Here is a 2,064-nt window from a genome sequence, read left to right as displayed (position 1 = left end):
GCGCGCCCCACCGCCCCGGCCCCGGCGCGCCCGGGCCGACTCCTTCGGGGGCGCGGACCCGCGGCTTCCGGCAGGCCCTGCGTGTTCGTCCGGCGGACGATTGGAGTGCACCGGAAGTTGGCCAGGGTGGCCGAACCTGCTCGACGGCCGTCACGGCGTGACGCGTGGATCGCGCTCGGCCCGACTCGTGGGGACACCGATGAAGAAGCAGCTTGGCATCGCAGGGATCGCGGCGCTCGTCGTCGCCGGGACGGTCACCGTCGCACCCGCCCAGGCGGTGACGTACGGGACGCCGACCATCAGCCTGTCCGCGTCGTACCTGTCCGGCGCCGTCGGCGCGGTCGGGGACCCCGTGGTGAACGTGACCGTGGGGCAGAGCGGCGCCGACGTGTCCGCGCTGACCGTCAGCGCATCCGCGTCCAGCAAGGCCTCGGTCGCCGGGACCGGCGACGTGAGCGTCACCGGGACCGGGGCGGTGCGGCAGCTGGCCGTCACCGCGCGCGGCCGCGGCTACACCAACCTCACCGTCAAGGTGACCGGGCTGGGCGGCAAGAGCGCCACCAAGACCCTCTCCTACGCCGCCTCGGCCGCCGTGCAGGACCCGGCCGACGCCCGCTACTTCTCCGGAGCCTCGGACTCCTCGGCCGCCGTGGACGTCGGCGGCGGCTACACCGTCGTCGCCGACGACGAGAACAACGTGCTGCGCCTGTACGACCGGGCCCGCTCGGCCGCCCCGGTCCGGACCTGGGACTTCAGCTCGCAGCTCGGTGTCACCAAGGAGGTGGACATCGAGGGGGCGACCCTGATCGGCAACACCATCTACTGGACGGGCTCGCTCGGCAACAACAAGGACGGCGAGTACAAGGCACCCCGGAACACGGTGTTCACCACCACGGTGAGCGGCTCCGGAGCCGCCACGCAGCTCGCGTACGGGCGCTCGTACAAGAAGCTCCGCGACGACCTGGTGGCCTGGGACACGGCGAACGGCAACCGCTACGGCTTCGCGGCGGGCACGGCCGACGGCGAGGCGCCCAAGCAGATCGACGGCTTCAACGTGGAGGGCCTGGAGTTCGCCCCGGGCTCGACCACCACCGCCTACCTGGGCTTCCGCGCCCCGCTGGCCCCCGCGGTGCCCGGCGGCAAGGCGCTGATCGTGCCGGTGACCAACTTCGACAAGGTCCTCTCCAGCGGGTCCAAGGCCACCTTCGGGGCGGGCATCGAGCTCGACCTGGGCGGGCTGGCGATCCGCGACATCCGCAAGAACGCGGCGAACCAGTACCTGATCCTGGCCGGCTCCTGGGCCGCGGACGACAACACGGACCCGTACGCGCTCTACCAGTGGGACGGCGTCGCGGGACACGCCCCGGTCAAGCGGGCCGACCTGCCGACGACGGACCCGGGCGGCTGGGAGGCCATCGTGGACGTGCCGGACCTGTCGGTTGCGGGGGCCCGGGTCCAGCTGATCACGGACAGCGGTTCCGCGGACCTGTACGGGGACGGGGTCGAGGCCAAGGACCTGACGCACCCGGAGTGGAAGAAGGCGCGGACGGCCTGGTTCACGCTGAACTGACCCGGCCCCGCTACGGGCCGGGACGGCCGTTGCGTACGGAAGTACACAACGATGTGTACCCTCGTACACATGCCCTACGCACTGCTGGCCGCGGCCATTGCCGCCGAGGTGGCCGGGACCACCGCCATGAAGTTCAGCGACGGCTTCACGAAGGTGTGGCCGTCGCTGGGCACCCTGATCGGCTACGTCATCGCCTTCGCACTGCTCGCCCAGACGCTGAAGTCGATGCCGGTGGGCACCGCCTACGCGATCTGGGCCGGGGCCGGCACGGCCGCCATCGCCGCGATCGGCATGCTGTTCATGGGCGAGGCCGCCACCGCCGCGAAGATCGCCGGGATCGCGCTGGTCATCGGCGGCGTGGTGCTGCTGAACCTGGGCGGGGCCCACTGATGCCGGCCGCGGCCGGCGGCGGGCGCAGGTACGACCCGCAGCGGCGCCAGCGGATCATCGACGCGGCGATCCGGGTGGTGGACGCCAAGGGCATCGCCGGGCTG

2 protein-coding genes are annotated in these 2,064 nt (G+C 72.3%); both read left to right on the top strand.

Annotated features, from left to right (window positions below):
* The first annotated feature begins 199 nt into the window (after positions 1 to 199).
* Positions 200 to 1,570: a DUF3616 domain-containing protein gene (locus ACFXA3_RS17445; protein ID WP_385187653.1), complete on the top strand. Its 1,371-nt coding sequence runs from the start codon at positions 200 to 202 to the stop codon at positions 1,568 to 1,570.
* A gap of 69 nt (positions 1,571 to 1,639) precedes the next feature.
* A complete protein-coding gene (locus ACFXA3_RS17440) occupies positions 1,640 to 1,960 on the top strand; it encodes a DMT family transporter (protein WP_385187652.1) in 321 nt (106 codons plus the stop codon).
* The last annotated feature ends 104 nt before the right edge of the window (positions 1,961 to 2,064 follow it).

Origin of the sequence: Streptomyces sp. NPDC059456, assembly GCF_042750055.1 — a bacterium.
In the GTDB taxonomy this organism is placed as follows: domain Bacteria; phylum Actinomycetota; class Actinomycetes; order Streptomycetales; family Streptomycetaceae; genus Streptomyces.
This window is presented reverse-complemented; position numbering and strand designations above follow the sequence as displayed.

What these genes read in the sequence shown, in the direction of transcription:
- ACFXA3_RS17445 (WP_385187653.1), top strand. Translation starts at nt 200, where the DNA reads ATGAAGAAGCAGCTTGGCATCGCAGGGATCGCGGCGCTCGTCGTCGCC.
- ACFXA3_RS17440 (WP_385187652.1), top strand. Translation starts at nt 1,640, where the DNA reads ATGCCCTACGCACTGCTGGCCGCGGCCATTGCCGCCGAGGTGGCCGGG.